Raw genomic sequence first — 22,160 nt, 5'->3', positions numbered from 1 at the left:
TTACGCCGAAATCTGCTCCATTGCCTGCAAAATACGCTTATCCGAAATGGGATACGGCGTACCGAGCTGCTGGGCAAAGAAGCTGACGCGCAGCTCTTCGATCATCCAGCGGATCGCCTGCACGTCTTCATCGTCACGGCGCGCTGGCGGCAATTTGTTAAGCCACTGCTGCCATGCCTTCTGCACGCTTTCCACTTTCAGCATCTGCGCGCGGTCACGATGCGGATCGATAGCCATTTTCTCCAGACGTTTTTCGATCGCCTGCAGATAACGCAACGTATCGCCAAGGCGTTTGAAGCCGTTGCCGGTAACGAATCCACGGTACACTAACCCGGCCATCTGCGCTTTCACGTCCGACAGCCCCAGCGCCATGGTCATATCCACGCGCCCTTTCAGGCGTTTGTTGATATTGAACACGGTGGTGAGGATCTGCTCGACCTGTTTCGCAATGTCGACCACGGTGTCGTTCAGTTCTGCCCTGACTTTCTCATGCAGTACCGCAAACTCCGCTTCTGACCAGACCGGACCGCCCGCCTCGTGGATAAGCTTGTCCACACCACAGGAGATGCAGTCGTCAATCAGATCCAGCACTTTACCGTACGGGTTAAAGTAGAGGCCAAGCTTGGCTTTGTTCGGTAACTTCTCGTGCAGATATTTAATCGGTGACGGAATATTAAGCAGCAGCAAACGACGCAGACCACGCCACATCATCTGCTGTTGTTCCTGTGGATTATCAAAGAGTTTGATGGCCACGCTGTCACGCTCATCCACCAGTGCAGGCCAGGCCTTCACCCTGTAGTTGCCGCGTTTTTGCTCATAGCTTTCCGGAAGCGCGCCAAAGCTCCAGATGTGCAATCCGCTCTGCTCGATACCGTCATCAGCCACCGCAGAAAGCGTCTCCTGGACTTTACCTTTCAGCGCCTCTTTCAGTTCGGTCAGCGATCGGCCTTCCTGCAGCTTTTTGTTTTTGTCGTCCACCACGCGGAAGCTGATTTTCAGGTGATCGGGCACCTGATCCCAATGCCAGTCGTCGCGGTCGACGGTTACGCCCGTCATGCGCCTGAGCTCACGCTCCAGCGAATCCAGCAGAGGCAACTCCAGCGGCGTTACGCGGCCTAAAAACGCTTCGGCATAGTTTGGCGCAGGCACAAAGTTACGACGCACCGGTTTTGGCAGCGATTTGATCAGCGCAATCACCAGCTCGCGACGCAGCCCCGGAATTTGCCACTCGAATCCGCTCTCTTCGACCTGGTTTAACAGCGGCAGCGGAATGTGTACGGTGACGCCATCCGCATCCGCGCCCGGCTCAAACTGATAGGTCAGGCGCAGCTTGAGAGAGCCCTGATGCCAGAAGTTCGGGTAATCGAGTTTGCTGACCGACTCCGCTCCCTCTTTGATCAACATGCTCTTTTCAAAGTTGAGCAGGTCCGGGGTCTCTTTGCTGGCCTTCTTCCACCAGCTGTCGAAGTGGCGGGCAGAAATCACATCGTGGCTGATACGCTGGTCGTAAAACTCAAACAGCGCCTCGTCGTCGACCAGAATGTCGCGGCGACGGGATTTATGCTCAAGCTCTTCCACTTCGGCACGCAGTTTGAGGTTTTCACGGAAGAATGCATGACGCGTCTGCCAGTCGCCCTCCACCAGCGCGTGACGAATAAACAACTCGCGACACAACGCGGGATCTATCTGGCTGTAGTTAACCTTGCGCGCGCCAACCACCGGCAGACCGTAAACGGTCACTTTTTCGGTCGCCATCACCGCGCCCTGCGCGCGCTCCCAGTGCGGTTCACTGTATGAGCGCTTCAGCAGGTGCTGGGCAACAGGTTCAACCCATTCAGGATCAATGCGCGCCGCAATGCGGCCCCACAGGCGGCTGGTTTCCACCAGTTCGGCCACCATGGTCCATTTAGGCGGTTTCTTGAATAAACCGGACCCCGGGAAGATGGAGAAACGGGCGTTACGCGCCCCGGTATACTCCTGCTTGTCGGCATCCTTCATCCCGATATGGGAGAGCAGACCGGTCAGCAACGCAATGTGAATTTCGCGGTACTCCGCCGGTTCACTGTTAACCGGAATGCCCAGCTCTTTCACCACCTGACGCAGCTGCGTGTAGATATCCTGCCACTCGCGCACGCGCAGATAATTGAGGAAATCGACGCGGCACTGGCGGCGGAACTGGTTCGACGACAGCGCTTTCTGCTGCTCGCCGAGGTAGTTCCACAGGTTCACAAAGGCGAGGAAGTCGGACTCTTTATCGTGGAACCGACGGTGTTTTTCATCAGACGCCTGCTGCTTGTCCATCGGACGCTCGCGGGGATCCTGAATCGAGAGCGCGGAGGTAATGATCATCGCTTCACGCACACAGCCGTGTTTCTGTGCTTCCAGCACCATGCGCGCCAGCCGCGGGTCAACCGGCAGCTGGCTGAGCTGACGGCCCAGCGGCGTCAGTTTGTAGGCGCTAGCCTGCTCGTCGGTGGTGATGGCACCCAGCTCTTCCAACAGGCGCACGCCGTCCTGAATATTGCGCTTGTCCGGCGCTTCGACAAACGGGAACGCGGCGATGTCGCCAAGCCCTAGCGCAGTCATCTGCAGGATGACCGACGCCAGGTTGGTGCGCAGAATTTCCGGGTCGGTAAACTCCGGTCGCGACAGGAAATCGTCCTCGGAATAGAGGCGAATACAGATCCCTTCCGACACACGGCCGCAGCGGCCTTTACGCTGATTAGCGGAAGCCTGAGAAACCGGCTCAATTGGCAGGCGCTGCACTTTGGTGCGGTAGCTGTAGCGGCTGATACGCGCCGTACCCGGGTCAATCACATATTTGATGCCCGGCACGGTAAGCGAGGTTTCCGCCACGTTGGTGGCGAGCACAATACGACGTCCGCTGTGCGGCTGAAACACGCGGTTTTGTTCGCTGTTTGACAGGCGCGCATACAGCGGCAGAATTTCGGTATGGCGAAGATCGCGCTTGCTGAGGGCGTCAGCGGTATCGCGAATTTCCCGTTCGCCGCTCAGGAAAATCAGAATGTCGCCCGCGCTTTCATTTCCCAGCTCGTCGACGGCATCAAAGATGGCCTGCAGCTGGTCGCGCTCGGTATCGTCCGCGTCTTCCACTATCGGGCGATAGCGCACCTCCACCGGATACGTTCGGCCAGAGACCTCGATAATCGGCGCATTGTTGAAATGCTTTGAGAAACGCTCCGGATCGATGGTGGCGGAAGTGATGATAATTTTCAGGTCCGGGCGACGCGGTAACAGTTCTTTCAGATACCCGAGCAGGAAGTCGATATTCAGGCTGCGTTCGTGCGCTTCATCGATAATGATCGTGTCGTACTGCATCAGCAGACGATCCTGCTGGATTTCCGCCAGCAGAATACCGTCAGTCATCAGTTTGACCATGGTGTTATCGCTAACGTGGTCGCTGAATCGCACCTTATACCCAATGCAGCCACCGGGCTGCGTTTGCAGCTCTTCGGCAATACGGTTCGCCACGGTACGCGCCGCCAGACGACGCGGCTGGGTGTGACCAATCAGCCCTTTCACTCCACGCCCCAGCTCCATACAAATTTTCGGCAGCTGAGTGGTTTTCCCTGAACCGGTTTCCCCTGCAACAATCACCACCTGGTGGTCGCGCACGGCGTCAAGAATGTCCTGTTTTTTCTGACTGACCGGCAGGTTTTCCGGGTAGGTAATCTCCGGACGTGCGGCTTCGCGCAGCACGACTTTCCCTGCCGCCTGTTCAATCTCTTTCGCCATCTCCTGATAAATGGCCTGTTGTGCATCAGGATTTTTAACCTTCTTCACCCCGTGCAGACGGCGGGCAAACCGCTGTTTATCACGCAGCATCAGTGAATCAAGCTGTTGCAGGAGCATCGGGAAGGTTAATTTTTGTTGTTCTGTCATAGCGTTAACGGGCAGTGCATTGCCGGGTAAAATCTCTTTTTAATGATTGCTATAGAGTATCACATTGGCGCTTTGAGTGCCTTATTCAAAAAATTCGAACATAGACTTCGATATATTGCGCTATCCCTGCGACAGGATTGTGAATAGAGTGTCAACAAGCAACGGGGCAACCCCCTTCAATCAAATGCAAAAACAGGAATCACCCATGAGCAAAGTATTAGTATTGAAATCCAGTATTCTGGCAGGGTACTCACAGTCTGGTCAGCTCTCTGACTACTTCGTTGAACAGTGGCGTGAACAGCATTCTGCTGATGAAATCACCGTGCGTGACCTGGCTGCAAACCCGATTCCTGTGCTGGATGGCGAACTGGTTGGCGCGCTGCGTCCGAGCGACGCTCCCCTGACGCCACGTCAGCAGGAAGCCCTGGCCCTCTCTGACGAACTGATTGCTGAACTGCAGGCGCACGACGTTATCGTGATCAACGCGCCAATGTACAACTTCAACATCCCTACTCAGTTGAAGAACTACTTCGACCTGGTGGCCCGTGCCGGCGTAACCTTCCGTTACACTGAAAACGGTCCTGAAGGTCTGGTGAAAGGTAAGCGTGCGATTGTACTGACCAGCCGTGGCGGTATTCACAAAGACACCCCAACTGACCTGGTTGCACCGTACCTGACTCTGTTCCTGGGCTTCATCGGTATTACCGACGTGAATTTCGTGTTTGCTGAAGGTATTGCCTACGGCCCGGAAGTTGCGACCAAAGCGCAGACCGACGCGAAAGCCGCTATCGACAGCCTCGTAGCCGCTTAATCATCCCCCTCTCACCGCCTGGTGGGAGGGTTTCTTTCTGTCCCCACCGCTAAAAATTCGCTATCATCCGCACCCACTCTTCTGTCGGGCCGTCTGATGTCTGCGATTATAGATTCTTTTATTGCCCCACCGTGTCACGACGAGATCGAGATCCTCTGGCAGGACGAACATCTGGTCCTGATTAATAAGCCTTCCGGTCTGCTCAGCCTTTCAGGCAAAAATCCGCAAAACCGCGATTCCGTGCATTATCGACTGGTACAGACGTTTCCCGGCTGCACGCTGGTGCATCGTCTGGATTTCGGTACATCCGGGCTGATGGTGATTGCGCGCAATAAAGCGATTAACGCCGCTCTCTGTCACCAGTTCAGCCAGCGCGCCGTGCGAAAGGTATACAGTGCCCTGCTTTGCGGGCATGTGGAAAACGACGAGGGAGTGATTGATGCCCCGATTGCTAAAGATCCGGCGCTGTTCCCGCTGATGTCGATTTGTGCGATTACCGGCAAGCCCGCACGCTCACGCTATCAGGTGGTGGACCGGTTTTATGATGCGGAACTGCCGTTGACGCGGGTCAGACTGACCCCGGAGACCGGGCGAACCCACCAGCTGCGTATTCACTGCCAGCAGTTGGGCTACCCTATTTTAGGCTGCGATCTGTATGGTGGTCTTGCACTGCCGGGCACCGAACCGATACCGCGGCTGATGCTGCACGCCAGTGAGCTGGATTTTGTGCATCCGGTGAGCGCAGAGGCAATTAACGCCCGTCACGCCGCACCGTTTTAAGCGCTGCTTACCACATCAAATCGTCAGGAATTTTGAAATCTGCGTACGGATCGTCTTCATCCTGCTCTTCCTGACTCAGGGCGCTGTTTAACACGATACTCTCGGCATCGCGCTGGGCGATTTTATCGGCCACCACTGCCGGGATAATCGCATAGTCGCAGTCGCCATTGGCATTAATCACCAGACGCGCAATCGCCAGGCGGCCATTGATCAACTGGGCCTGCGTCTGCTTGTCGACCTCGATTTTTTTGATGAGATTGCCGTCGGTAAAGTTAAAGGCGATGGTGCCTCTGGTCACGGTGATGCGGTTCATTTCGATCAGCTGCTTGACCTGCGCTTTAAACTCTTTCGCCAGCGTCGCTTGCTTCTGTTGCTCGCTCAGCTGCTTGTCACGCTCGAGCTGCGCTTTTTTATTCTCTTCTACTGCTTCCCTTGCTTCACGGGCCTGAACGCGCGATTTCTTGGCCGTGCGCTGAACTTTAGCCATCTTCTTGCTGCTGACTAAGCCTGCTTTCAGCATCTGCTCTTGTAGGGTGAGTTTTGTCATGATCGTTTCTAAACCGTGTTGAAATTTTGGGGATTATACCTGGAAAGGCGCTGTTCATGAAGATAGCTCATGTTGCAGTGAAATTAAGTCACTTCCCCTCCGTCACGGGCTCAGGCATAAATTATGCATTGGTAACTTCTTAGCAACAAGAACTTAGGATGTATAACGACGATGAGTAATGCTTTTACATTTAGCCTTAAGCGTAGTTGCTTTGATGAAAATTATAACCCTTCAGAAAATACGCGTACCACCACCAACTTCGCCAACCTGGCCCGTGGCGAAAAACGCCAGCAAAACCTGCGTAATACGCTGGTGATGATGAATAACCGTTTTAACGCGTTAGCGCGCTGGGACAACCCAAAAGCCGATCGCTATGCGCTCGAATTGGACATTATTTCTGTGGATTTGCATATCGGCGCTGAGAAGCCCTTCCCGGCTATCGAAATATTGCAGACAACGATCGTTGATAAAAAGACCCATGAGCGCATCGACGGTATCGTTGGAAATAATTTCTCGTCCTATGTCCGCGATTATGATTTCAGCGTCTTGCTGCCGGAGCACAATAAAAATCAGTCCCGCTTCGCGATCCCGGATAATTTTGGTGAGCTGCACGGCACTATTTTCCGGCATTTCGTTAACTCACCTGAATACAGAGAGAACTTCAAAAAGGCACCGGTGATCTGCCTGAGCGTCTCCAGCAAAGACACCTACCGCCGCACAGGCAACCAGCACCCGGTGCTGGGCATCGAGTATCGTCCGGACGGTACATCCTTAACCGAGCAGTACTTCGGGAAAATGGGTCTGCAGGTTCGTTACTTTATGCCTGAGAATAGCGCAGCGCCGTTTGCGTTTTATTTCACCGGCGATTTATTACGGGATTACACCAACCTGGAGTTGATTAGCACCATCAGCACCATGGAGACTTTCCAGAAAATTTATCGCCCTGAAATTTACAATGCGAACTCGACCGCCGGAGAATGCTACCAGCCCGATCTGAATCATGAGGATCATTCATTAACAAAAATTGTTTATGACCGTGAAGAACGCAGCCGGCTGGCAATTGAACAGGGCAAATTTACGGAAGCGTATTTCATCAAGCCCTATAAACCTCTTCTTGAGCAGTGGTCAGGTCACAACACGCTTTAATTAATCGATAATAAAGGTCTTCTACTATGAAAACATTGCTCCCGACTTCAACGGCTGGCAGTTTGCCTAAGCCAACCTGGCTTGCGCAACCCGAAACGCTCTGGTCGCCATGGAAATTGCAGGATCAGGAATTACTTGCCGGTAAACAGGATGCGCTGCGTTTATCTCTGGATGAGCAGATCCGTGCGGGCATTGATATTGTCAGCGACGGCGAACAGACTCGTCAGCACTTCGTCACCACCTTTATTGAACATCTCAGCGGCGTTGATTTTGAGAACCGCCAGACCGTGCGAATTCGTAACCGCTATGACGCGAGCGTGCCGACCGTGGTGGATGCCGTCGCGCGTCAAAAACCGGTGTTCGTTGATGATGCAAAGTATTTACGCCAGCTCACGGATAAACCGATCAAGTGGGCTCTGCCCGGCCCGATGACCATGATCGACACCCTCTATGACGCTCACTATAAAAGCCGCGAAAAGCTGGCCTGGGAATTTGCCAAAATTCTCAATCAGGAAGCGAGAGAGTTAGAAGCGGCGGGCGTTGATATCATCCAGTTTGATGAACCGGCCTTTAACGTGTTTTTTGATGAGGTGAACGACTGGGGTATTGCCGCGCTGGAACGCGCCATCGAAGGTCTGCGCTGCCAGACCGCGGTCCATATCTGCTACGGGTATGGCATCAAAGCCAATACCGACTGGAAAAAAACGCTCGGTTCAGAATGGCGGCAGTATGAAGAAGCCTTCCCTAAACTGCAGACGTCCAATATCGACATCATCTCTCTGGAGTGCCACAACTCCCGCGTACCGATGGACCTGCTGGAACTGATCCGCGGCAAAAAGGTGATGGTGGGTGCCATTGACGTGGCGACCAATACCATTGAGACGCCAGAGGAAGTGGCCGATACGCTGCGTAAAGCGCTGCAGTTTGTCGATGCCGACAAGCTGTGGCCATCAACAAACTGCGGGATGGCCCCGCTCTCACGTCAGGTAGCCAACGGAAAACTCAACGCCCTGAGCGCCGGCGCCGACATTATCCGTAAAGAACTCGGCGCGTAATCGCTACGTCTGCCAGTAAGGCGGGGTGCCGAAAAGCGCCACGTAATGATCAATCACCGCCCTGACGTTCAGGGGCGGATGACGGGCGTGAGGATAGATCGCCGCAATGTTCAGCGGCTCGGTATTTATGGCGCACTCCCGTTCCGCGAGGAGTGCGACCAGTTCCCCCTTCTGGAGTCTGTCGCCAATCAGCCAGTCCGGAAACAGCACGATCCCCATCCCGCCCAGCGCGGCAATGAGCAGCGACTCCGCATTATTGGAGGTCATCAGCGGCACCACGGGGTAATGCACCCAGGCTTCCCCCTGACCTCGCACCAGCCAGCGATTGGGACCTGACGACCCGCGGTAGACCAGGCACCGGTGGCGACTGAGGTCATCCGTCCCGTCTGGCACACCGTGTTTTCGCAAATAGTCCGGCGACGCGGCCAGATGGTAACGCTGCTGGCCAAAAACCCGCGCGTGAAAGGTTGAATCCGTCAGCATGCCGATGCGAAAGATAACGTCGGCGGCATCTTTGTGCGGGTCGATAAAGTCATCGGTCAGCGTCAGCTCTATATTCAGCCGGGGATACCGCGCCGCCAGTGCAGGCAGACCCGGGGCAACGTGTCGCTGCCCAAAGTACACCGGGCCATTAATGCGCAGCGTGCCGGAAGGCTCCGTCGAACGCTCATCCAGCTCCCGACGCGCCTCCTCCAGGCTTTCGACCATCGCTCTGGCGTAGCGGATAAAAAGGTGGCCGCTTTCCGTTGGGATCACCGCCCGGGTATTACGATAGAAAAGCTGCTGGCCGAGCGCGTCCTCAAGCTGATGGATAACGCGTGAAACCTGCGAGGCAGACATCCCCTCCCGCCGGGCGACCACAGAAAAGTTTTGCGCTTCGTAAACCGCAATAAAAACCCGCAGCGAGCGGATATTCATATTTCCGGCATCAACCATTAGTGCATTTCCTGCAAAGGTGTTTCCTGCATTATGGCATTTTTCTCATCGATGTTCAGGGCTAGTCTGTTTCACCTTCAGAACGTAGAGATAATGAATATGCAATGGTTGTTAATTTTACTGGTTATTCTCGGCGGCATGGGCCTCTCCGTAGAGGCTGGCTTGCTGGGGCCACTGGGTGGGGAAGTCGGCGATTTATGGGCCACGTTCAGTATTTTCGGTACAGGTGCCGCACTGACGTTTCTGCTGATGCTGTTTTTCAGCCCGCGTAACAGCCCGTCGTTTTTCGCACAGCCCGCATGGCAACTGCTCGGCGGCGTACTCGGGCCCGTTTACGTCGTCATTTTGACCCTCGCCACGCCAGCCATCGGCATTGCCCTGACGATGATTGGCATTCTGGCAGGTCAAGTCTTTAAGAGTCTTATCATTGACCACTATGGGTTGCTGGGCACCACGCCCAGAAAGATTAACGGTAAACGCATCATCGCGCTGCTTTTCATCATTGCCGCGCTGGTTCTGGTTGCACAGGGGTAACAAAATGACACTAATTATGATTATGTTGGCAGTGTGTGGCGGCGCGACGCTGAGCATCCAGGCCGCCATCAACGGACAGCTGGGAAGCAGCGTGGGCGTCTTTAAAAGCGCGTTTCTGACGTTTTCCGTTGGTGCGCTGGTCACCGCCCTGCTGATCTTCTTCTTTGAACCCAAACAGGCCATTACCCTGATGGACGTGCCCAAATGGCAGCTGCTCGGTGCCCTGTTCGGCGTGCCCTACATTGTGATAATGGTACTGGCGGTACAACGTATCGGTACCGCCGTTGCCACGGTCGCGGTGATCTTCGGCCAGCTCACCATGAGCATGTTGATTGACAGCTTTGGCTGGCTGGGTAACGCGGTCATTCCGTTTTCGCTGAGCCGTCTCGGGGCCATCGTCTGCCTGGCCATTGCGCTGATCTTCATCTACCTCAGCAGCAAAACCCCAGCCGAACCGGCGCCCGGGAGCGAGTAACGTCACGCCTTGCGGGTAAAGAACAGCGTCACCGTGGCGACGGTGACGCCCAGTTTCTTCAGCTCTGTTTTATTGAACAGATGGGTTTCATCCTGCAGGTACATCCAGTCGTCAAAGTGCAGCAGCCAGGTGCTGCCATTGGCTTTCACCTGCATGCTGTAATGCCAGTTGAAGGCGTTTCCCGCCGCCTGCCCGGTCGCCACCCCTTCGATATCCCCTGCCGTGCCTTCGTAGCGATCGCCCCCCATCCGTCGGATATGCCATACCCGCTGCTGCTTTTCGCCGTCGTCATAGACGAAATGTTCATTGAGCGTCAGCGTATCGCCGATAACGTCCCCGGCAATCTCAACGTGAAACCGGCGCAACTGTTTACCGCTGCGATCCTGCACCATGCCCCACGCTTCGGTTTTCCCCTGAAAATAGTGGAAGATATCCAGCTTCGGCTGCTGCTGACGGTATTCCGTCACCTCTGTACTGCAGCCGGCCAGCAGCATCGTTACCGCCAGCGCGATGACCAGAATACGTTTCATTGTTGCCCTCCTGTCAGCTGCTGACGCAGCGCGGGATATTGCGTGCGGGGACTGAGCCAGATTGCCAGAAAGCGCGTGCTGAACGCGGCGGACTGACGTGGTCCCAGTGGAATAAAGTCTTTCTGCGCCGCCGAAGCACGGTACCAGAACTGCCCCTGCCTGTCGGTGACCACAAACGCCAGCTGGCTGCCCGGCCCAACATCGGGCCAGAGCGACTGGAGCATACGCAGCCAGGCTTCGCTTTGGGGCTCCTGCTCGAGGATCCCCTGCGCCTGCCACTGATCGCGCGTTGCCTCAACCAGGTCGTCACGGTCGATTTCACGCGCGTAAGTGATGATCAGCGCCCGATCCCCGTTCTCCCCGCTGTAACGCCCCTCCGGCGTGCGAAGCTGTGAGGTATAGACGGTGAACGGCCCCCAGGTCAGCGTGGCGTCACCGACCTTGCGCCAGGTCAGCCAGTCGGCAGCCTGAGCCACGGGGGACAGGATTATCAGTAAGAGAAGCAGTGCCACAGCTCTCATTTTTGTCTCCCCACCAGCAGATGGAAAAACAGCATCAATACCAGCCAGCCCGGTGCCATCCAGCTGATGACAATAAAGGTCGGCTCCACAAAAGTAATGGCGCCAAGCCGTTCACCAATCAGATAGGCGACAGGCCCGCCCACGGTTGCCAGCAGGGTCAGCAGCCAGCCGGGTAATGTTGTTGTGCGCGTCAGCTGAGTCCAGACGGTGGCGAACATCAGCCACAGTGCCACCATCCACAGCGGCATCAGTGACTCACCCGTAAACGCAATCAGGCCCGTCAACGCCCAGAGCGCATCCAGCAGGCTCCCTGCCGCGGCCAGCGCAATGGCGTAAAGTCGGTACGCGGACGGCAACAGCAGGCAGGCCACAACCGCCAGCACGATCCAGATAATCAGGCCCTGCTCGCGAAAGAGCACCACCAGCGCCCAGTAAAAATCGAACGCGATAGCCAGCAGAAAGACCAGCAAATAATGTTTCATACGCGCTCGGCGGTCAGCTGCACCACGCTGATGGTGCGGGCGTTAAACCCGGCTTCGCAGTAGCCGAGGTAGTACAGCCACATCCGACGAAACCGCTCATCGAACCCAAGCTTTTCAATCTCCTGCCATGCATGCACGAAGCGCTGGCGCCAGAGAGCCAGCGTGCGGGCATAGTCGGGCCCCATATCAAAGAGATTGCGCATCACGAAATCGGTGTGGCGCGTCATAAGCTCATTCATGGCGGTGATGCTTGGTAAAAAACCGCCGGGAAAAATGTAGCGCTGGATAAAGTCGACGCTTTTGCTGTAGTCGCGATAGCGCTGGTCCTGAATGGTGATGGCCTGTATTGCCATACGACCTCCCGGTCGCAGCCTGGCCTGACAGGTGCGGAAGAAGGTTGGCAGATAGCGCTGCCCCACGGCCTCAATCATCTCTATCGAGACCAGCTTGTCGTACTCTCCGGTGAGGTCGCGGTAATCGCACAGCAGTACCTCAACGCGATCCTGCAACCCGGCGCGGACAATCCGTTCTTTCGCCCAGAGGTACTGCTCCTGCGACAGCGTCGTGGTGGTCACCCGACAGCCATAATGACGGGCGGCATATTCCGCCATCGCGCCCCAGCCGGTGCCAATTTCCAGCAGGTGATCATTGGCGTTCAGCGCCAGCTGATCGCACAGGCGAGCCATTTTGGCCTGTTGAGCCGCCGTGAGATCCTGCTCATCTGCGGTGAACAGCGCACTGGAGTAAAGCAACTCGTTATCCAGAAAATGGGCATAAAAGGTGTTGCCCAGATCGTAATGCGCGGCAATATTTTCGCGGGCCTGGGCGCGTGAGTTTCGCCGCGTCCAGTGACGAAGCCGTTCAAGCGGCCTGCTGAACAGACGAAATCCCTTTTCCAGCCGGCCAAGCACCTGCCCGTTAAGCGCCAGGATCTCAAGCAATGGCGTGAGCTGTGTGGTTTCCCATTCGCCATCCATCCAGGCCTCAGCGGCGGCGAGGCTGCCCCCCCTTAAGACACGCCAGTACACGCCCGGGCTCAGGATCTGAACGTCAGCATGCAGCGCAGCGGATGTCTCGCCGAAATGGAACGTCTGCGCACCCTCACGCAGGGTCAGCGAGCCGCCGCGGATACCGCTTAAGAGACGAAACAGCAGCCAGCGCGCGATGCGGACGTTGCGCGGGATATCGGGTTCAAGCGCAAAGACGGGATCGGTCATGAGCGTTCACTCCTGCTGACGGGATGGTTATACAGCGGCACGCGCTTGAGCCACAGCCGCAGCGCCTGCCAGTAAATAGCGAAAACGGTTTTGAGGGTCATCAGTGGAATGCGCAGCAGCAGCGACCGCAGTGCCGCCCGGGTAAGCGGCTCCCGGCGTAGCGCCAGCGTGGCGTCAAACACCTTCGCTTCCTGATGGTTTTCAATGTGCATATGCAACGAGTCGTCAGGCGGGTTAAAGCGCCAGTGGTAAACCATGTCCATCGGGTTAAAAGGGGAAACATGAAACGCTTTTTCTGTGGGACGCGCATCCTGCCCATTCACCGCGTAGTAATGACGCTCATTCCACGGGGTATTGCGAACTTCCGCCAGCACCCAGCGCAGCGTCTCCGCCCGGTCATAGCAGTAGTAAAAGTTGACCGGATTAAAATGGAATCCGAAGTAGCGCAGCTGCGTCAGGAGCATAACCCGCCCCTGCGGCCGTTCTCCGATCAGGCTTTCAAGCCTGGTGAGGACGTTCTCTTTAAGCGGCGTGCCTAGCGGATAATCCGCATCATGGAACGAAGCGGCGGCAACGCGATTGCGACGGACCCCGACCGCGGGCAACGTCTCCAGCTCATCAAGATCGAGCCAGGCCATAAAGACGCTGTAGCGGAACTGGTGCGCTTTCGGCCGGAAGCGACGATGGCGTAATACACCGTGATAGAGGCAGCTGTTCATTTCAGTTCCCCTCCCCGGCGGCTATCGCATTCACCACGTCCAGCGCACTGCGCACGCCATCTTCATGAAAGCCGTTGTACCAGTAAGCGCCGCAGAACCAGCTACGCTGGTGGCCGTTAATCTCACCGCGACGCGCCTGTGCACGCCAGCTTTTGGGGTTAAACAGCGGGTGTTCATAGACAAAGCGTTTCATAACAAAGCGTTCATCCACGGGGATGTCCGGATTAAGGGTGACGCAGAACAACGGGCTACCCGCAGGCAACCCCTGCAAAATATTCATGTTGTAGGTGACGCAGGCGCTGGCCTGATCCTGCTGGCTCAGACGGTAGTTCCAGCTCGCCCAGGCACGCTGACGTACCGGTAGCCAGCGCGGATCGCTGTGAAGCACCACCTCATTACGCTGCCAGCCGATATCGCCCAGCACGTCCTGCTCAGCCGCGCTCGGCGCGTCAAGCATCGCCAGCGCCTGCCCGGAGTGACAGGCAAAAATCACCTGATCAACGCTGTAGCTCGCGTTGTCGAGCTGGATCGTTACCCCATTCTGCTGACGAATCACCCGCTGCACCGGGGCGTTGAGGTGCAGCGTCAGGCGGTCACCGAGTTTATCCAGCATGGCGCGGATGTATTCCCGCGAACCTCCGGGCACGACGTACCACTGCGGACGATGCGTCACATCCAGCAGGCCGTGATTGTCAAAGAAACGCAAAAAGAGCGGCAACGGAAAACGTTTCATCTCCTGCAACGACGATGACCAGATGGCCGCCCCCATCGGCAGAATGTAGTGACGTGCGAAAAACGGCGTAAAACGGTGCCTGTCCAGAAACGTCTGCAGCGTCGCGTGCGGGTCTGGCTCGCTCCCCAGCGCCTGTTTCGCCAGCCGATTAAAGCGGACAATCTCTCCGAGCAGCCGCCAGAACGATGGGTTCACCAGGTTTCGACGCTGAGCAAATAACGAGGTCAGGGTGTGTCCGTTGTATTCCAGCCCGGTTTGCGGGTTATGCACTGAAAAGCTCATCTGCGTCTTTTGCCCACTGATACCCAGCTCGCTCAGCAGGCCCATAAATCGCGGGTAGGTACGGTCGTTGTAGACGATAAAACCGGTATCGATGGCGAAAGTGCCCTGGGGCGTCGGCACGTCAACCGTCGCGGTATGCCCGCCGGGAGTGGCCCCCGCTTCGAACAGCGTCACCTCATGATGACCGGCAAGACGCCAGGCACAGGTCAACCCGGCGATGCCGCTGCCGATAATGGCAATCTTCATGAACGCACCATCCTGCGCAGCAGTGTGCGCTGAAGAAACGCGGGAAGCCCTGAGAGCAACCGCAAGATAAGGCCAAACCCCACCGGAAACGCAATTTGCATTTTCCCTTTCGCCAGCCCGGTCCGAATGGCCTGCACGGCCTCCTCAACGCTCACCCTGCCCGGCATGGCAAAGTCATTTTTTCGCGTCAGCGGCGTATCAACGAAGCCCGGGAATACCACCGTCACGGCGACCCCTTTCGGCTCCCAGTCGAGCCGCAGACTGTCGGCAAACCAGCTCAGCGCCGCTTTGGACGCGCCGTAAGCCTCTGCGCGCGGGAACGTCAGCCAGTGCGCCATGGAGCTGACCAGCACCACGCGGTTGCCTGAAACCAGCTGCGGCTGTAACGCGGCCAGACAGTTCACCGGCCCGAGGAAATTGGTGGTCATCACCCGCTCTACCAGCGCGGCATCCACCACGCCCTGCTCAAGGTATTCGCAGGTACCGGCGCAGAGAATAACCAGGTCGGCATAGCAGCCCGTCAGCGCCTGGCGACAGGCGTCCCTGTCTGTCATATCGAACAGGCGAACCGTGATAGTGGGGCTGTGCTGATGCAGGGCGTCCAGACGCGCCGGATCGCGCCCGCAGGCGATAACCGTGTGGCCGTCAGCAGCGAAGGATTTCGCCAGCCCGGCGCCGATGCCCGAACTTGCTCCGGTAATCAAAACCGTGCTCATGCGTTCACCCTCCGCTTCACGCCGCGCACTGCCCAACCGAGGAGCGGAAGGTGTTCGTAGATCATCTCTCCGGCGTCGTAATAGTCACGCTGTCGAGTAATCAACCCATGTTCGGTCTCCACCACCGAACATCCCGGCAGGTCGAGCGGCTCGCCTCCGGCAATGCGCGGATGCGACCAGTGCATAATCCACGTGACAACGAAACGGCGGTCACCAAACAGCGGAGGATCAATGGTAAAACGGCAATTTTCAACATTGGCCAGCAGATGGGTGAAATAGCGCTGGAGCGCGAAAATCCCGTCATGCTCGCCGAACGGATCGATAAGCGTGGCATCCGAATGATAAAGCCCGACCAGCGCTGAGGGCGGCTGGCTATCCAGTGCGGTGTAGTACTCAACAAACCGACTCACGACAGAGGGCAAAGTGCTCATGGGTCACATCCTGGCGGTAAACAACGTGGCGTAATCGCATAATTAAAACTTACACAATTAACGTTATTTGTCCAAGTTTGTGTAAAACTATTTTTTATTTATATTATTTTTCAAAAAGTTACGCATGTATTGCCGATGCTTTTTTCAGAACATTTTCTGACGCACCTGTTTGCCGTTTTGCTTTTCAGTTTTACCTTAAGGCGAATTTCCCCTTCTTCTTCCAGACTTATCCTTTTTAATCATAAGGATGAGGAAACCCCGCGATGAAACGTTTCTTTCTGTCACTTTTCTCCAGTCCAGAATCATTGCTCCAGGTGATGAGCCAGCAGGAAATTATCGAAGCCGTGGAGGATGGCGATCGCATCATCATCGACCAGGACGGGAACGCCTCGGTGAACTACAAGAGCAACGAGGTGCGACAGGATTTCCTGCGTCATGTTAACGCGCTGAAGAGGGCCTGATATGGGAACGGCTATCTTTATGGTGCTGATGGTCTGTGGGTACTGGTACACCAGCCGTGACCTGTCGACCCGTTTTAAAATCAAGCGATCTTTCGGCTGGGATGTCTATTTTCTCGTTGCCCTGTATGGCTGTATCTTCGTTCTGCAAGGGGTGATCGCCACGGGGCTGCTCTGGCTGTTGCTCTATGCACTTTCTGCCGCCGACAACACCTTCCACTTCACGGCGCAAACCTATGCCGACTGGCAAATAGATTTTATGAACTGGAGCTTTTTAGGTATTCAGGCACCGGTTGTCGTCATGCTGGCCTTCGCCATCCTGTTTTGTCTTTATCGTTCTAACTGGGCAGGCAGCGCCAGGCTGGACGGAGAAGGCAGGAAGAAGCTCTACAAACGTCTCGCGCAGTCGAGCGGTATCGAACAACTGCTGTATCAGTGTATGGAGCAAGGGGAGCTGGCGCAGGTGACGCTGCGTTCGAGACGGATTTATGTCGGCATGATCCACACCGCAACGCTCGAGTATGAAAAAACCGCCAATATCGTGCTGATCCCCATGCTAAGCGGCTATCGCGATGAGAAGACAATGCGGATTTGCATCGAAAATAATTACAGCAAATGGTATGCCCGCCACGACATCACTCTGGATTCAGAACCCGGAAGTGCGATGGACTTCAGAAAGGTGATCATGCTGAATCAGATTGAGAGTATTTCCCTGTTTGATCCGGCCAGTGCCAGCTCGCTGGCGCTGGCGGAACGGGCAGAAGATGATGACTAAAGGCAGGAGCCTGGCATTCACTGCCAGGCTCAGCGCCAGCCCTTCCATGCTAAGCGTATTTCGTCGACGGCCGATCGTGCCCCGGGTCAGGCGGCGTGTTCTGTCAGCCGTTCTACTCCCTTTTTCAATGAGCTTATGACCTCATCCGCTGCGATCCCCATTTGCGCATGAATAATCGCGCCGTCGATCAGCATCATGATTTCATTAACGGTTTTCTCATCGGTTATGCCTGTCAGGGACGCTATTTTTGCCTTTGTTTCGGTTTTATGATTGCGGCAAATATCTTTTATTTCGCCTTCATTTTCTTCAGATTTTGCTTCTGCGCTGGCATTAATAAAGGCGCACCCATGGAATAACGCCGAAATAAACCATTCATACAGCGTGTCAGATAATGCACTGGACGGGGTTTTGCCCGCAGCAAGATGTCGACGCAGCGTGCTTTCAAACCAGTCAATCCATATTTCGTGTCGATAGTGGAGATAGGCAACAATCAGTAAACTTTTTCCCGGAAAATGGCGATAAAACGTCACTTTCGTGACTTTAGCCTGCTTGATAATGGTATCCACGCCCGTTGCTTTAAATCCGCTGGAATAAAACAGATCGTGCGCGGTCAGCAAGATTTTTTCCCTCACACTGATTGTTTTATCGTTATTCAAGTTGACTCTGTTCACAGATCGACGGCCTCAATTGACAGGTTGACAGCGTTATTTTTCAGGCTTAGATTAACACCAGTAGACAGACCTGTCTACCTAATACCAACCAGAGGTAGCCGAAATGAACACACGCCCCCCTTTACCGCCTTTTACGCGTGAAAGTGCCATCGAAAAAGTCAGACTGGCAGAAGATGGCTGGAACAGTCGCGATCCGGCCAAAATCGCACTTGCCTATTCGCTGGATACCCAATGGCGAAACCGCGCGGAGTTTGCCACTAACCGTCAGGAAGCGCAGGCATTCCTGGAGCGCAAATGGAAAAAAGAGCTGGATTATCGTCTGATCAAAGAGCTGTGGGCATTTACGGAAAACCGTATCGCCGTGCGCTATGCCTATGAATGGCATGATGATTCAGGCAACTGGTATCGCTCTTACGGTAATGAAAACTGGGAATTCGAGCCGGATGGTCTGATGAAGCGCCGCTTCGCCTGCATCAACGATATGCCGATAAAAGCGTCTGAGCGCCTGTTTCACTGGCCGCTGGGCAGACGTCCTGATGACCACCCTTCACTGAGCGACCTGGGGCTGTAGGTTTCGTCAGGATCATGCTTCGCCATTACGGGGGGTTATACGCTCCGGGTAACCTTTCGGTTACCCGGGCGGGCTTATCTTTTACACCACGAAAAAGAGGCAGACTATTATTTAAATCACACCCAACTGTTTCATCAGCGTCAGGTTATCTTCAATATGCCAGTTGGAAACTATTTTACCGTTGCCGATCTCATAGATATCCGTCGCGATAAAATCCACGTTCTGCCCCTGCCCTTTTATTTTGCCAAATGTCCCGCTGAAATGACCGTGGAAATGCAAATGGGACACGACACGATTACCCGTAACGATCATTTGTTCCACCTCGCAGCGTAAATCCGGCACCGCGGTGCGAAATGCCCTCGAGGCCATAATGGCGCCCTCTGGCCCCTGTTTACGGCCTTCCGGTGGGGTTTTATCCACAAAATTAACCGCCAGCGCTTCCCGTGCCAGAGACTCTTTGCCGGTATCCCAGAACGTGGCATACGTAACGGCCGCATGTTCGCTCGCCGTTAATTGCGTTTGCGACAGCGTGTTATCCACGATAAGAAGATTCGGTTTCACCCGGTCGCTCTGGGCCGAATAAGCCACGCCGGATACGCCAGCCAGAATTAACGCCAGCACAGCTGGACGTGTATATGTTGAATATTGCATAAACGCTTACAACCTGTGATTAAGTTTTCCGCCAGCATGTTCACTGCCGGAATAAATTCGGATCAACGCGGGGTCAGTTAATTAATGCCCCGCCCTCAATATCAATCACCGAGCCCGTAACAAAGGCATTATCGATGGCAAAGAGATAGCCCTGAGCAACGTCTTCCGCTCGTCCCCACGCTTTAGCGGGCAACGTCTGTGCTGCAACAGTCAGCATTTTTTCCCGCGCAGCCGCATCCATCCCGGCGTGGGCTTCGGTATCGGTCAGACCCGGGCTGATGACGTTTACGCGACGCGGTGAAAGTTCTTTTGCCAGCACTTTTGTTGCCGCCTCGATGGCGGCGTTCATGGTGGTTTTGACTATGGCACCGGCTACCACGCGGCGTGCAACAAACCCGCTGGTCAGCGTCAGCGTACCGCGGGGCGAAATTTTCCCGCTCAGATACCTGGCGACATGCATGCTGCCCCAAAATTTGGTATCAAAAGCCAGTTTCGCCGCGCCAGGGTCGAGGCTGGAAAGCGCCCCTCCCGGTGCCTGAGAGCCGGCCGTGACAATAATATTGTCGACCTGACCCAGCGTTTCGCTTAACGCGATCACCTCTGCTTCATTGCTAATATCGAGGACGAGGGTCTCAACAGAGGCGGAAGATGGACTGAGCCGCGCGCGGGCAGCGCTCAGTTTCTCTTTATTGCGTCCCGCGAGAATAATGTCGTCGCCGCGTGCTGCCAGGGCACGGGCTACAGCAAAACCAATACCGGACGCGCCGCCAATAATTAACGTCTTACGGGTCATCATTTTTCCTCACACAGGTTGTAAGTGGGGTAATCGGTATACCCCACCGCTGTACCACCAAAGAGCGTGGCGGGATCGCTGACGTCATTCAGCGGCCAGTGATGCGCCAGCCGCTGTGGTAAATCGGGATTGGCAATAAACGGGCGTCCAAACGCAATCAAATCGGCATACCCTGCTGCGAGGATTTTTTCCGCCTTTTCGGGAGTATAATTTCCTGCCACGATCAGGGTGCCACGGAATGTTTCGCGCAGTTTTTTGCGGAAACTTTCCGGAACCTGTGGCGCATCATCCCAGTCGGCTTCCGCCAGGTGAATAAACGCAATACCTCGTTGCTGGCACCAGGCCGCGAGGGCGAGAATGGCTTCGATGACCTGCGGATCGTTCATTCCCCGCTGTGTAATAAACGGCGAAAGCCGGATACCGGTGCGCTCAGCGCCTATGGCCTGCGCAATGGCATCGAGCACTTCCTGCGCGAAGCGGATCCGGTTCACGAGACTGCCGCCATACTCATCCGTGCGGATGTTTGACGTGGATCTCAGGAACTGATCAATCAGATAGCCGTTTCCGCCGTGCACCTCCACGCCATCAAATCCGGCCTGAACGGCATTGAGCGCCGCCTGTCGGTACTGTTCGACGACGCGCGCGATCTCTTTTCGCGACAGCACGCGTGGCGTCGGGCAGTCAACCATTTGACCTTCGCCATGTTCATTCACCACCCATACTTTCGCATCGGGTGCCAGCGCGGAGGGCGCGACGGGCAGTCCGTCTTCGTGAAAACGGGCATGAGACATCCGCCCCACGTGCCAGAGCTGGGAAAAAATCACCCCTCCCGCCTGATGGACCGCGCCGGTAGTGAGTTGCCACCCCGCAACCTGCTCTGGCGTATGGATCCCCGGAGTCCATGAATAGCCCTGGCCCTGAGGCGAAATCTGCGTGGCTTCGGTGATGATTAAGCCCGCGCTGGCCCGCTGTCGGTAATATTCAGCCATCAGCGTCGAGGGAATATTTCCCGGCTGAAGAGCGCGGGCACGGGTCATTGGTGCCATGACGATGCGATTTTTCAGGTTGAGATCCCCTAACCTGTAGCGTTCAAAAAGTGAGGTCTGGTTCATCTGGACGTCCCTTGTGGTTACGATGAAATCACTTTACAGGCGGCATCTGATTTTGATAATTACACTAAAATCAGATGCACTTTTCGGAAAATATGAATAATGGGTAAACTCGAAGATATGGCGCTGCTGGTTGAAGTCGCCGAGGCTGGCGGGCTTTCCGCCGCTGGCCGCCGCCTGTCACTTTCCCCGGCCACCATGACCGCCCGCCTCAAAGCGATTGAAGAACGCTACCAGACGCGCCTGTTTCACCGTTCCACGCGGGCTATCTCCCTCACCCGGGCGGGCGAAGAGTTTTACCATGCGGCACTGCGCGTGCTGGAAGAGATGCATCATGCCGAGTCGTTACTGGCACAAAAAGAGGGCGTGCTCAGCGGTAACATTCGTCTTTCCGCCCCCTCTGACTTTGGCAGGCAGTATCTCAGCCCCGCCGTCATGGCATTTTCCCGCCTGCATCCGGAAATCAAATTTTTCATTTACTTAAGAGAACACGTAGAGGATCTGGTCGCTAACCGGCTGGATATGAGCATTCGCTTCGGCAACCTGCCGGACAGCAGCCTGGTGGTCAGAAATATCCGTCCCAATCACCGGGTGCTGGTCGCGTCAGCAGCGTATCTTAACGACCAGGGTATCCCTGCCTCCTGTGATGCGCTGACGGACCACCGCTGTCTGGCGCTGGAATCGCAAGGGGTGGTGATGAATGAATGGCGGTTTGAGGTTGAGGGGAAAGAGCGCGTCGTTCGCGTAGAGCCTGCCATGGTCTGTGATGACGGGGCGCTGCTTCGTCAGTGGGCCCTCGACGGGGCTGGCATTGTGGGCAAATCGTGGTGGGACGTGAAGGACGATGTCGAGAAAGGAAGGCTGAAAGTGTTGCTTGCCGGGAGCTTCACCGGCTTTAGCCGGTTTGATCGCAAAGATGTCGGGCTACAGTTTGTCTACCCGCAACGGAAACTCCAGCCGCTTCAGGTCACCGCATTTAGCCAGTTTTTTATCGACTGGCTTAAAAAGACTGAAGGCGGTGAGCTGATGACGTCGTGAAGCCGCCGGTTGCGTTAAACGGTCCGCGTC

25 protein-coding genes are annotated in these 22,160 nt (G+C 55.6%); 10 read left to right on the top strand and 15 right to left on the bottom strand.

What is annotated here, in order from left to right; genetic code table 11:
• Complete coding sequence (gene hrpA / locus QMG44_RS06710) at nt 1–3,903, bottom strand: ATP-dependent RNA helicase HrpA (protein WP_032678113.1); 3,903 nt, start codon at nt 3,901–3,903, stop codon at nt 1–3.
• 205 nt (nt 3,904–4,108) lie between these two features.
• On the opposite strand from hrpA, the gene azoR reads away from it, so the two are divergent.
• On the top strand, nt 4,109–4,714 hold the full coding sequence (azoR, locus tag QMG44_RS06705) for an FMN-dependent NADH-azoreductase (protein WP_017693462.1): 606 nt from the start codon (nt 4,109–4,111) through the stop codon (nt 4,712–4,714).
• A 96-nt stretch (nt 4,715–4,810) separates the two neighbouring features.
• Nucleotides 4,811–5,494: an RluA family pseudouridine synthase gene (locus QMG44_RS06700; protein WP_047955576.1), complete on the top strand. Its 684-nt coding sequence runs from the start codon at nt 4,811–4,813 to the stop codon at nt 5,492–5,494.
• 7 nt (nt 5,495–5,501) lie between these two features.
• Here the strand turns inward: QMG44_RS06700 and QMG44_RS06695 are convergent, their stop codons facing one another.
• A complete protein-coding gene (locus tag QMG44_RS06695; protein ID WP_014169968.1) occupies nt 5,502–6,041 on the bottom strand; it encodes a DUF2058 domain-containing protein in 540 nt (179 codons plus the stop codon).
• Between the two features lie 171 nt (nt 6,042–6,212).
• On the opposite strand from QMG44_RS06695, the gene QMG44_RS06690 reads away from it, so the two are divergent.
• Both QMG44_RS06690 and QMG44_RS06685 read left to right on the top strand, forming a co-directional pair.
• Complete coding sequence (locus QMG44_RS06690; protein ID WP_047744613.1) at nt 6,213–7,187, top strand: DUF1852 domain-containing protein; 975 nt, start codon at nt 6,213–6,215, stop codon at nt 7,185–7,187.
• Between the two features lie 26 nt (nt 7,188–7,213).
• On the top strand, nt 7,214–8,242 hold the full coding sequence (locus QMG44_RS06685) for a methionine synthase (RefSeq protein ID WP_025204256.1): 1,029 nt from the start codon (nt 7,214–7,216) through the stop codon (nt 8,240–8,242).
• Nucleotides 8,243–8,245: 3 nt separating this feature from the next.
• Here QMG44_RS06685 and QMG44_RS06680 read toward each other — a convergent pair whose 3' ends face one another.
• On the bottom strand, nt 8,246–9,178 hold the full coding sequence (locus tag QMG44_RS06680) for a LysR family transcriptional regulator (protein WP_086532545.1): 933 nt from the start codon (nt 9,176–9,178) through the stop codon (nt 8,246–8,248).
• A gap of 99 nt (nt 9,179–9,277) precedes the next feature.
• Between QMG44_RS06680 and QMG44_RS06675 the strand changes: the two genes are divergently transcribed.
• Together QMG44_RS06675 and QMG44_RS06670 are read left to right on the top strand one after the other, a co-directional pair.
• Nucleotides 9,278–9,712 carry a DMT family transporter gene (locus QMG44_RS06675; RefSeq protein ID WP_032670472.1) on the top strand — a complete coding sequence of 145 codons (435 nt, stop codon included), beginning with the start codon at nt 9,278–9,280 and terminating at the stop codon, nt 9,710–9,712.
• A gap of 4 nt (nt 9,713–9,716) precedes the next feature.
• Complete coding sequence (locus tag QMG44_RS06670; RefSeq protein WP_086532546.1) at nt 9,717–10,187, top strand: DMT family transporter; 471 nt, start codon at nt 9,717–9,719, stop codon at nt 10,185–10,187.
• A gap of 2 nt (nt 10,188–10,189) precedes the next feature.
• Here QMG44_RS06670 and QMG44_RS06665 read toward each other — a convergent pair whose 3' ends face one another.
• The 8 genes from QMG44_RS06665 to QMG44_RS06630 are packed head-to-tail and all read right to left on the bottom strand — an operon-like array spanning nt 10,190 to nt 16,064.
• A complete protein-coding gene (locus QMG44_RS06665; protein WP_032678108.1) occupies nt 10,190–10,717 on the bottom strand; it encodes a DUF3833 domain-containing protein in 528 nt (175 codons plus the stop codon).
• Entirely contained in the window at nt 10,714–11,238 is a 525-nt protein-coding gene (locus QMG44_RS06660; RefSeq protein WP_086532547.1) for a hypothetical protein, read from the bottom strand. The genes QMG44_RS06665 and QMG44_RS06660 overlap by 4 nt, the downstream gene beginning before the upstream one ends.
• Nucleotides 11,235–11,720 carry a DUF2878 domain-containing protein gene (locus tag QMG44_RS06655; RefSeq protein ID WP_281853008.1) on the bottom strand — a complete coding sequence of 162 codons (486 nt, stop codon included), beginning with the start codon at nt 11,718–11,720 and terminating at the stop codon, nt 11,235–11,237. The genes QMG44_RS06660 and QMG44_RS06655 overlap by 4 nt, the downstream gene beginning before the upstream one ends.
• Entirely contained in the window at nt 11,717–12,937 is a 1,221-nt protein-coding gene (locus QMG44_RS06650; protein ID WP_059306168.1) for a cyclopropane-fatty-acyl-phospholipid synthase family protein, read from the bottom strand. The genes QMG44_RS06655 and QMG44_RS06650 overlap by 4 nt, the downstream gene beginning before the upstream one ends.
• Nucleotides 12,934–13,656 (bottom strand): DUF1365 domain-containing protein, encoded by a 723-nt coding sequence (locus QMG44_RS06645; RefSeq protein WP_086532549.1) that lies wholly within the window; start codon nt 13,654–13,656, stop codon nt 12,934–12,936. Before QMG44_RS06645 ends, QMG44_RS06650 begins: the two co-directional genes overlap by 4 nt.
• Nucleotide 13,657: 1 nt before the next feature.
• The gene (locus QMG44_RS06640; RefSeq protein WP_086532550.1) at nt 13,658–14,917 is read right to left on the bottom strand and encodes an NAD(P)/FAD-dependent oxidoreductase; all 1,260 of its coding nucleotides are present in this window, start codon (nt 14,915–14,917) and stop codon (nt 13,658–13,660) included.
• Nucleotides 14,914–15,633 carry an SDR family NAD(P)-dependent oxidoreductase gene (locus tag QMG44_RS06635; protein WP_025204266.1) on the bottom strand — a complete coding sequence of 240 codons (720 nt, stop codon included), beginning with the start codon at nt 15,631–15,633 and terminating at the stop codon, nt 14,914–14,916. Before QMG44_RS06635 ends, QMG44_RS06640 begins: the two co-directional genes overlap by 4 nt.
• A complete protein-coding gene (locus QMG44_RS06630) occupies nt 15,630–16,064 on the bottom strand; it encodes a nuclear transport factor 2 family protein (RefSeq protein WP_014169955.1) in 435 nt (144 codons plus the stop codon). Before QMG44_RS06630 ends, QMG44_RS06635 begins: the two co-directional genes overlap by 4 nt.
• Nucleotides 16,065–16,327: 263 nt before the next feature.
• On the opposite strand from QMG44_RS06630, the gene QMG44_RS06625 reads away from it, so the two are divergent.
• Entirely contained in the window at nt 16,328–16,525 is a 198-nt protein-coding gene (locus QMG44_RS06625; RefSeq protein WP_008502331.1) for a hypothetical protein, read from the top strand.
• A 1-nt stretch (nt 16,526) separates the two neighbouring features.
• The gene (locus QMG44_RS06620; protein WP_014169953.1) at nt 16,527–17,297 is read left to right on the top strand and encodes a hypothetical protein; all 771 of its coding nucleotides are present in this window, start codon (nt 16,527–16,529) and stop codon (nt 17,295–17,297) included.
• A gap of 86 nt (nt 17,298–17,383) precedes the next feature.
• Here QMG44_RS06620 and QMG44_RS06615 read toward each other — a convergent pair whose 3' ends face one another.
• Nucleotides 17,384–17,968: a TetR/AcrR family transcriptional regulator gene (locus QMG44_RS06615; protein ID WP_086532551.1), complete on the bottom strand. Its 585-nt coding sequence runs from the start codon at nt 17,966–17,968 to the stop codon at nt 17,384–17,386.
• A gap of 103 nt (nt 17,969–18,071) precedes the next feature.
• On the opposite strand from QMG44_RS06615, the gene QMG44_RS06610 reads away from it, so the two are divergent.
• Nucleotides 18,072–18,539, top strand: a complete 468-nt coding sequence (locus QMG44_RS06610) for a DUF1348 family protein (RefSeq protein WP_014169951.1) — start codon at nt 18,072–18,074, stop codon at nt 18,537–18,539.
• Between the two features lie 111 nt (nt 18,540–18,650).
• Here the strand turns inward: QMG44_RS06610 and QMG44_RS06605 are convergent, their stop codons facing one another.
• The 3 genes from QMG44_RS06605 to QMG44_RS06595 all read right to left on the bottom strand — a co-directional run bounded on the left by QMG44_RS06605 (nt 18,651) and on the right by QMG44_RS06595 (nt 21,095).
• A complete protein-coding gene (locus tag QMG44_RS06605) occupies nt 18,651–19,190 on the bottom strand; it encodes an ester cyclase (RefSeq protein ID WP_086532552.1) in 540 nt (179 codons plus the stop codon).
• Nucleotides 19,191–19,263: 73 nt separating this feature from the next.
• On the bottom strand, nt 19,264–19,983 hold the full coding sequence (locus QMG44_RS06600; protein WP_086532553.1) for an SDR family oxidoreductase: 720 nt from the start codon (nt 19,981–19,983) through the stop codon (nt 19,264–19,266).
• Nucleotides 19,983–21,095 carry an alkene reductase gene (locus QMG44_RS06595; protein WP_063435304.1) on the bottom strand — a complete coding sequence of 371 codons (1,113 nt, stop codon included), beginning with the start codon at nt 21,093–21,095 and terminating at the stop codon, nt 19,983–19,985. The genes QMG44_RS06600 and QMG44_RS06595 overlap by 1 nt, the downstream gene beginning before the upstream one ends.
• Before the next feature lie 99 nt (nt 21,096–21,194).
• Between QMG44_RS06595 and QMG44_RS06590 the strand changes: the two genes are divergently transcribed.
• Nucleotides 21,195–22,130 (top strand): LysR family transcriptional regulator, encoded by a 936-nt coding sequence (locus QMG44_RS06590; protein ID WP_086532554.1) that lies wholly within the window; start codon nt 21,195–21,197, stop codon nt 22,128–22,130.
• Nucleotides 22,131–22,160: the final 30 nt, after the last annotated feature.

Source organism: Enterobacter sp. 200527-13 (assembly GCF_027924865.1).
Classification (GTDB): domain Bacteria; phylum Pseudomonadota; class Gammaproteobacteria; order Enterobacterales; family Enterobacteriaceae; genus Enterobacter; species Enterobacter ludwigii.
This window is presented reverse-complemented; position numbering and strand designations above follow the sequence as displayed.

Bases quoted from the DNA above. Each gene is read 5' to 3' on its own strand.
- QMG44_RS06660 (WP_086532547.1), bottom strand. From the start codon at position 11,238: ATGAGAGCTGTGGCACTGCTTCTCTTACTGATAATCCTGTCCCCCGTG.
- QMG44_RS06685 (WP_025204256.1), top strand. From the start codon at position 7,214: ATGAAAACATTGCTCCCGACTTCAACGGCTGGCAGTTTGCCTAAGCCA.
- QMG44_RS06605 (WP_086532552.1), bottom strand. From the start codon at position 19,190: ATGCAATATTCAACATATACACGTCCAGCTGTGCTGGCGTTAATTCTG.
- QMG44_RS06665 (WP_032678108.1), bottom strand. From the start codon at position 10,717: ATGAAACGTATTCTGGTCATCGCGCTGGCGGTAACGATGCTGCTGGCC.
- QMG44_RS06625 (WP_008502331.1), top strand. From the start codon at position 16,328: ATGAAACGTTTCTTTCTGTCACTTTTCTCCAGTCCAGAATCATTGCTC.
- QMG44_RS06700 (WP_047955576.1), top strand. From the start codon at position 4,811: ATGTCTGCGATTATAGATTCTTTTATTGCCCCACCGTGTCACGACGAG.
- QMG44_RS06695 (WP_014169968.1), bottom strand. From the start codon at position 6,041: ATGACAAAACTCACCCTACAAGAGCAGATGCTGAAAGCAGGCTTAGTC.
- hrpA (WP_032678113.1), bottom strand. From the start codon at position 3,903: ATGACAGAACAACAAAAATTAACCTTCCCGATGCTCCTGCAACAGCTT.
- QMG44_RS06675 (WP_032670472.1), top strand. From the start codon at position 9,278: ATGCAATGGTTGTTAATTTTACTGGTTATTCTCGGCGGCATGGGCCTC.
- QMG44_RS06650 (WP_059306168.1), bottom strand. From the start codon at position 12,937: ATGACCGATCCCGTCTTTGCGCTTGAACCCGATATCCCGCGCAACGTC.
- QMG44_RS06640 (WP_086532550.1), bottom strand. From the start codon at position 14,917: ATGAAGATTGCCATTATCGGCAGCGGCATCGCCGGGTTGACCTGTGCC.
- QMG44_RS06680 (WP_086532545.1), bottom strand. From the start codon at position 9,178: ATGGTTGATGCCGGAAATATGAATATCCGCTCGCTGCGGGTTTTTATT.
- QMG44_RS06610 (WP_014169951.1), top strand. From the start codon at position 18,072: ATGAACACACGCCCCCCTTTACCGCCTTTTACGCGTGAAAGTGCCATC.
- QMG44_RS06630 (WP_014169955.1), bottom strand. From the start codon at position 16,064: ATGAGCACTTTGCCCTCTGTCGTGAGTCGGTTTGTTGAGTACTACACC.
- QMG44_RS06670 (WP_086532546.1), top strand. From the start codon at position 9,717: ATGACACTAATTATGATTATGTTGGCAGTGTGTGGCGGCGCGACGCTG.
- QMG44_RS06595 (WP_063435304.1), bottom strand. From the start codon at position 21,095: ATGAACCAGACCTCACTTTTTGAACGCTACAGGTTAGGGGATCTCAAC.
- QMG44_RS06690 (WP_047744613.1), top strand. From the start codon at position 6,213: ATGAGTAATGCTTTTACATTTAGCCTTAAGCGTAGTTGCTTTGATGAA.
- QMG44_RS06590 (WP_086532554.1), top strand. From the start codon at position 21,195: ATGGGTAAACTCGAAGATATGGCGCTGCTGGTTGAAGTCGCCGAGGCT.
- QMG44_RS06655 (WP_281853008.1), bottom strand. From the start codon at position 11,720: ATGAAACATTATTTGCTGGTCTTTCTGCTGGCTATCGCGTTCGATTTT.
- QMG44_RS06620 (WP_014169953.1), top strand. From the start codon at position 16,527: ATGGGAACGGCTATCTTTATGGTGCTGATGGTCTGTGGGTACTGGTAC.
- QMG44_RS06600 (WP_086532553.1), bottom strand. From the start codon at position 19,983: ATGACCCGTAAGACGTTAATTATTGGCGGCGCGTCCGGTATTGGTTTT.
- QMG44_RS06635 (WP_025204266.1), bottom strand. From the start codon at position 15,633: ATGAGCACGGTTTTGATTACCGGAGCAAGTTCGGGCATCGGCGCCGGG.
- QMG44_RS06645 (WP_086532549.1), bottom strand. From the start codon at position 13,656: ATGAACAGCTGCCTCTATCACGGTGTATTACGCCATCGTCGCTTCCGG.
- azoR (WP_017693462.1), top strand. From the start codon at position 4,109: ATGAGCAAAGTATTAGTATTGAAATCCAGTATTCTGGCAGGGTACTCA.